Raw genomic sequence first — 6,405 nt, 5'->3', positions numbered from 1 at the left:
CAAAAAAAGGGTTTTCAAAACCAAAATTGTTGTTTATCTTTATACAGCAAGATTTATCAAATCTTAAGCTCTACCTTAACGCCGTGTAGGCGGTTTAGAAAAATGAGAAGTTTTGCTCCTGCCATTGATTGCACCTTAACGCCGTGTAGGCGGTTTAGAAAAAATATAATCAAATCTAAAAAAGCCGACATAGCCTTAACGCCGTGTAGGCGGTTTAGAAAGTAAGAAGATAAGCAACGCAGGAACGGCTAGCCCTTAACGCCGCGTAGGCGTTTAATCAAAATAAAATCAACGATATAATTATAAAGACACAACAATCCTTCCCAAAAACGATGGTTATGTTATTTGTCTTATTCCGGCGTCAGAATGTGCCGACAACAGAGCGAGGTTAGCACGCCAAACAGGGATGTTTGGCGAGGCTATGTTTCGCCGGGAGCGAATCATAGCCGGTGCGTCAAGACCGAGCGACGGCGGAGGGCAGCCGTAGGCCACATTCTGCAGCCAAAGCGCGGGATTGCTAAGGGAATTCGCTTTAATTCCCTTAGCTCGGACGTGGTCACAATAGCTATTTTGTCCACCCAAGGTCAAAACGTCCGAAACCTGCGCACCCAATTTATTCTATTTACCAACCCCAAAAAGCCTGATTTTCCGCCCAAAAATCAGTCAGAAAAGGTATTGATTTTATTAAAGTTTTTATTTGATGGTTTTTAGCTAAAAACCACCACCCAAACCCTTCCCCAAAACACACCAACGCAGGTTGACTCAAGCCTTAACAAAACCTTAAAAATTTTAACAAAAAAACTAGCACATTATTAATCAACCGGTTATAATTTCATCGCTTTTAAAGCAAGGGAACGCTCATTAGTTGAGCGGATAATTATAAAAAATTGAAATAAAACAAAAAATTAATTGACAGGTTAATCGAAATGCGCTATCATAATCGGCATCTGGCATCTGGCATCTGGCCTGCCAAACCTACGCCCTAAATCTTTTTAAGTTTCACCGTAGTCTAAATCAGACTCCATTCTTATTTTTATCACTTAAGTTATCGAAATCATCAAGCTCAGCGAACTCACCGAGTTTACCAGTAGGGTTATCGTCAAGCCCAAGGTTCAAGCTTTTCTCCTTCTTATCAAGGTCTTCAATAGTCTTTGCAGCGTTATTGTTATTGCCGTATTCAAAAAGCTCTCAGGCATTAACGGTGTCTACCTCAAGGGCAATTGAGGGGAGTGCGCCATATTTAACGTTTGATGGGGGTGTAACTAAGGTAACAACGACTGACACGCTATTGGCCATCACATTGCCGGATGGTACAAAGGTCACACCGTCAACGAATACATCAAGCGGAATAAATCCAATCATTTTACCAACTGGGCGCACTTTAAGTGATATAGGCACATTGGTGCCGTCATCAGTCGGTCTACTCAATGGTGCCTATTCAGTGAGTTTAAATGATTTAATTACTCAAGGTAATTGGGGCGATGACGATGGAGATGGACAAGGTACTAATGGTGTTACTGCGACAGGAAGTATATCGGTAAGTTTTACTGATAAAAATGGCCGTACAGTAAATCGTAGTGATGCATTAGATATATGTAATGCACCTTATAAGGTAACATTAAATAGTACAGGGGGAAGTTTAACTACTCAGTATGGTGTGCCGAATAGTAGTACTTTTGGTGGAAGCTCAGCGGTGTATTATATAAATCCGAATGAATCACCTAAAATCTGCTTTGCAAGGCCGAATTTGTTATTCGGTGGTTCTACTGGCATCTCTTCTTATGATAAACCTCACTTTGCCGGTCCAACTAACATATGGAATCCCAATAAGGGTTTTTTAGTTCAGTCAACAAGTTCGTCATCTTACGGTCGTAATTTTCCGACGACGGGTGCTGATGGATTGTATTTTGATTTAGATATAGGTGGGGTGGATGCAAGTCAATTGACGTGGTCTCCTATTACTCAGGGTGGAATAACGGCCACAGTGAGTTGGACAAGGCCGTATTCGGGTACATTTGAAGACCCTGAAGGAAATATCGTGACAGCCGATTACTGGATTCGTGATAAATCGAAATATGTAACACGAGTAACGTTAAGAGGCCCTAGAGAGAGTAGCGCCCAGATAAATTCAGCTACTCCTAGTCAACTTACAGTACCATCTTTGCCACAGACCTTTGAGTTAGTAGGTAAAGATAGTAGTGGTAGGGTGTTAGTTAAATATGGATTTGTGTTAAAGCAGTGGTTCGTGCATCGGGGTAGTAAAGGTGATATTCAGTCTAACCAATCCTCTTGGTGTAGAAGTTTGGGTTATCGTTTGCCACGGGTTAAGGATTTAACTAATGCAGTATGTGGTAGAGTGTGGAGTAACCCATCCGCAGATTTTCATTGTGAAAGTGTTGTTGGCGCCACGCCATCGTCATCTGGTAATTATTACCAACGTCGAATAGGTGCAGGATTTTTCACTGAGTGGGGTTACATGGTTAATTACGCCGATGTAGGCTTCGTCAATGGGTATTACTGGACAATCGACGCAACAACAACTGATGATGGCTCTAGTATCCTCTCGCACAACGGCGTCGTCAGTGGTGCTGGTGTTCTCACCAATAGTTTATTTGTTGTTTGCACCACACCTTAGCTTTTATTTTTTAGTCCTTAATACTTGGGTTGCGGGGAGCGGTTATGGTGCAGATTAGAGGATAATTTATCAAAGAATTAAGCCTCCGCGTAAGTTGGGAGCACTATTGGTGTTGCGCTGTTGCAGTTTAAATTCGTGAGTCATTTTAGTGCGGCAAGGTTTCGGACGTAGTCACTATAGCTATTTTGTCCACCCAAGGCCAAAACGTCCGAAACCACCACCCCCAATCCATCCTATTCACCAAAACAAAAAGGCTTGATTTTCCGCTCAAAAATCAGTCAGAAAAAGTATTGATTTTATTAAAGTTTTTTCTGGCTGTTTTTTAACAAAAACCGCCTTATAAAAACACAATACCCCATCCCAAAAACAATGGTTATGTTATTTGTCCTATTCCGGCGTCAGAATGTGCCGACAACAGAGCGAGGTTAGCACGCCAAACAGGGATGTTTGGCGAGGCTATGCTTCGCCTGGAGCGAATCATAGCCGGTGCGTTAAGACCGAGCGACGGCGGAGGGTAGCCGCAGGCCACATTCTGCAGCCAAAGCGTGGGTTGTCAGGGAATTCGCTTTAATTCCCTGACTCGGACGTGGTCACTGTAGCTATTTTGTTCACCAACGGTCAAAACGTCCGAAACCACCACACCTAATTCATTCTATCCACCAACCCAAAAAGGCCTGATTTTACACCCAAAAATCGGTCAGAAAAGGTATTGATTTTATTAAAGTTTTTTAAATCAACACCTACATCAAGTTAGAACCCCCCTCATCACCATCAAATTTCTGACGGCTCATTTTCAAGAGTAATATTAGGATCGTTATACACAGCCATATCCATAAGGCCAATTTCACGATCGGTTGCCACAGCCGCTGTCATGGCGCCAGATACATTGGCTAAAGTTCTTGCCATATCAATAATTGGATCCACGGCTAAAACCATCCCAATTAATGGGAAATATTCTGCCATCCCCATACCAGATAAAACAACGGTTGCAGCAACGGTTGCTGTGCCGGGAATGCCGGCAATGCCGATTGAGCCAATAACTACCACAATGACAAGCATAATATAAAATTGAATATTCGTTTCAATGCCAACCATATGCGCTACCATCACAGCAAGTAAAGCAGGGAAAAAACCAGCACAACCGTTCATTCCCATCGTGCTGCCAAGTGAGCCGACTAAATTTGCCGTGCCGGTATTTACTCCCATTCGAACGGTTAACGTTGAGATAGTCATTGGTAGTGAGCCAACTGATGAGCGACTAGTAAAGGCTAATAACCAGGTTCCTAGTGCTTTTTTGATAAACATGATTGGTGAAACACCATGAATCGAGACAATGGCGATATGCACAATTAGCATAATCAATGTGGCAATATAGATGGCGGCAACAAAGCTAGAAACCTGAATAATAGCCGGTATTCCATTAGAAATAATGGTGCGAGCCAGTAACGCAATGACTGCGTAAGGCATGTATTTAATCACTGTCATCGCAATGGACATCACGATTTTGTAAAGCGCTTCGATAAATGTTTTAAAGAGTGCAATAGGTTGTGGATTCTTCTTTTCCATTCTATTGGCGGCAAGCCCCATTAAAGCCGAGAAAATGACTAATCCAACAATGTTTTCATTTACCATTGAGGCAATAATATTACTTGGGATTAGATTTATAAAGGTATCAATAATATTGGTGTATTGTTTTGCTTGGGCTTGATGTACAGAGCTTGAGCTTATTTCACCTAAAGCAAATAGATTTGCTAGCAAAATACCAACGACACAGGCAATGGCTGTTGTAAACAGTAACCAAAAAATCCCTCTAAATGCAATTTGAGGTAGATTTTTTTTGCCCGAAAAGTCGATAATCACTTTAACAATCGAGACAAAAATAAGTGGTATCACTAACATTCGGATAAAGGCAATAAATGCTCGACCAAATAGCCCATACCATGTTGCGGTTTCTTGCATCCAGAGGGTTGATGTATCAGGAAAGCCGGCTACAGCTTGTATGCCTAAGCCAAGCACAGCACCAAGGATTAAGCCAACTAACATACGAACTGAAAAATTGACTTTTTTATCTTGTAACGGTTTCATCACCGCAAAAAAACAGATGAGAAGTAGCCCAATACCAATGAGAGTTTGATAATGAGTTATTGATAGGAACTTTTCAAAAAAAGTCCCCTGAAAAATGGCATCTGACATAATTAGCCTCTCTTTTGATAATTCAATTATCTGGTTAACAATCTATGTTTAATTACATGATTTGATGTATAACGATAAATACACATTAATGCTGCTTATTTGGCTATAGAGCCGGCAATGTTTAAAATATCCCAAGGTCTGGAAAAAGGGGGCGCATACAGAAAATCCATCATGGCCAATTCATCAATTTTCACATTCGCCCATATAGCCGTTGCTAACGTGTTTACTCTTAATACCGCGCCCTGCCCACCGGCTATTTGTCCACCTAAAATCACGCGCGTATCGGCATGATAAATAAGTTTGGCTGTTACACTTGTTTGTCCAGCAACATAATTACTGTGATTTTTATCTTTAACTATGACCGTTTTATAGGGGATTGCGGCTTTTTTGGCTTCGTTTTCAGTTAAACCAGTGCGCCCGGCTTCGATATCAAAAACTTTTAACGCTGAAGTGCCAATCGTGCCGGGATATTCGCAATGTCCGCCACCTAAATTTTCGCCTACAATTTTGCCAAGCTTGTTTGCTCCTGTGGCGAGTGGGATATATACCATTGAATGGCTAACTTTATGGTAAAGTGCAGCGCAATCGCCAGCGGCATAAATATCGGTAATATTGGTTTGCCCTAAGCTGTTAGTGATTATGGCGCCATTTTTAAGTGTGTTGATGCCAAGATCTTTATAGATATCACTATTTGGTTTTACTCCCGTTGCAATAATAACCATATCAGCAGGATATCGTCCTTTATCGGTAATTACATGCGTGACATTGTGTGAGCCTTCAAAGCCAAGTACTCGCTCTTGCAAGTGTAGGTCGCAATGTTGTTTAATATTTTCTTCAATTAGGTCGGTAATTTGTTCATCAAACGCATCGACAAGGATTCTGTCATCCAATTGAATCAATTTAACCTTTTTTTGTAAGGCGACCAGAGATTCAGCGATTTCAAGCCCAATATAGCCAGCACCGACAACAATAATATTTTGGGTATTTTGGTCTGATAATAGGTGTTTGATTGCTAATCCATCGTGCAGATCACGTAATGTAAAAATGTTTTTTAGCTGACCATTTTTAAAAGCCGGCATAATAGGACTTGCGCCAACCGCCAGTAATAATTTATCGTAGTTGTCATCAAAGCAATCACCAGTATTGTGATCTTTAATTGTTAATTTTTTTTGATTAACATCAATCGCTATTACTTCATGTAACGTTTTAATTTCAATACCATCTTTTTGAAATTGTTCTGGTGTTCGAGATATCATTTCATTGGCATCAGTAAAGTGGTTACCAATGAAATAGGGTAAGCCACAAGCGCCAAACGAAACAATATTCGATTTTTCATAAATACGGATGGTTGCCTCTGGGTTCATTCTTTTGGCTTTTGCTGCAGCACTTGCGCCTGCGGCTTGAGCGCCAATGATGATGATTTTCACTTAATTTTCTCCTCAGTGCTCAGATATTCAATTATTCATAATATCCTATCATACGCCATAAATTATAGGGGAGATAGACAGCTATTTAGCATGAATATTTGTTAATTTAAAATTTGAATCATTTGAACATGAACAATTACTAATCTTGCA

The 6,405-nt window shown here is 40.8% G+C and carries 4 protein-coding genes; 2 read left to right on the top strand and 2 right to left on the bottom strand.

Annotated elements, in window-relative coordinates; all coding sequences use genetic code 11:
- Nucleotides 1-366: 366 nt before the first annotated feature.
- Both GQ598_RS07065 and GQ598_RS07060 read left to right on the top strand, forming a co-directional pair.
- The gene (locus tag GQ598_RS07065) at nt 367-711 is read left to right on the top strand and encodes a hypothetical protein (protein WP_160403225.1); all 345 of its coding nucleotides are present in this window, start codon (nt 367-369) and stop codon (nt 709-711) included.
- A gap of 490 nt (nt 712-1,201) precedes the next feature.
- Complete coding sequence (locus tag GQ598_RS07060; RefSeq protein WP_160403223.1) at nt 1,202-2,635, top strand: hypothetical protein; 1,434 nt, start codon at nt 1,202-1,204, stop codon at nt 2,633-2,635.
- A gap of 771 nt (nt 2,636-3,406) precedes the next feature.
- On the opposite strand, the gene GQ598_RS07055 is transcribed toward GQ598_RS07060, so the two are convergent.
- Complete coding sequence (locus tag GQ598_RS07055) at nt 3,407-4,828, bottom strand: cation:dicarboxylate symporter family transporter (RefSeq protein WP_160403221.1); 1,422 nt, start codon at nt 4,826-4,828, stop codon at nt 3,407-3,409.
- Nucleotides 4,829-4,923: 95 nt separating this feature from the next.
- Nucleotides 4,924-6,255: a CoA-disulfide reductase gene (locus GQ598_RS07050; protein ID WP_160403220.1), complete on the bottom strand. Its 1,332-nt coding sequence runs from the start codon at nt 6,253-6,255 to the stop codon at nt 4,924-4,926.
- Between the last annotated feature and the right edge of the window lie 150 nt (nt 6,256-6,405).

This window comes from Gilliamella sp. Pas-s95 (assembly GCF_009795795.1).
In the GTDB taxonomy this organism is placed as follows: Bacteria; Pseudomonadota; Gammaproteobacteria; order Enterobacterales; family Orbaceae; genus Gilliamella; species Gilliamella bombicola.
This window is presented reverse-complemented; position numbering and strand designations above follow the sequence as displayed.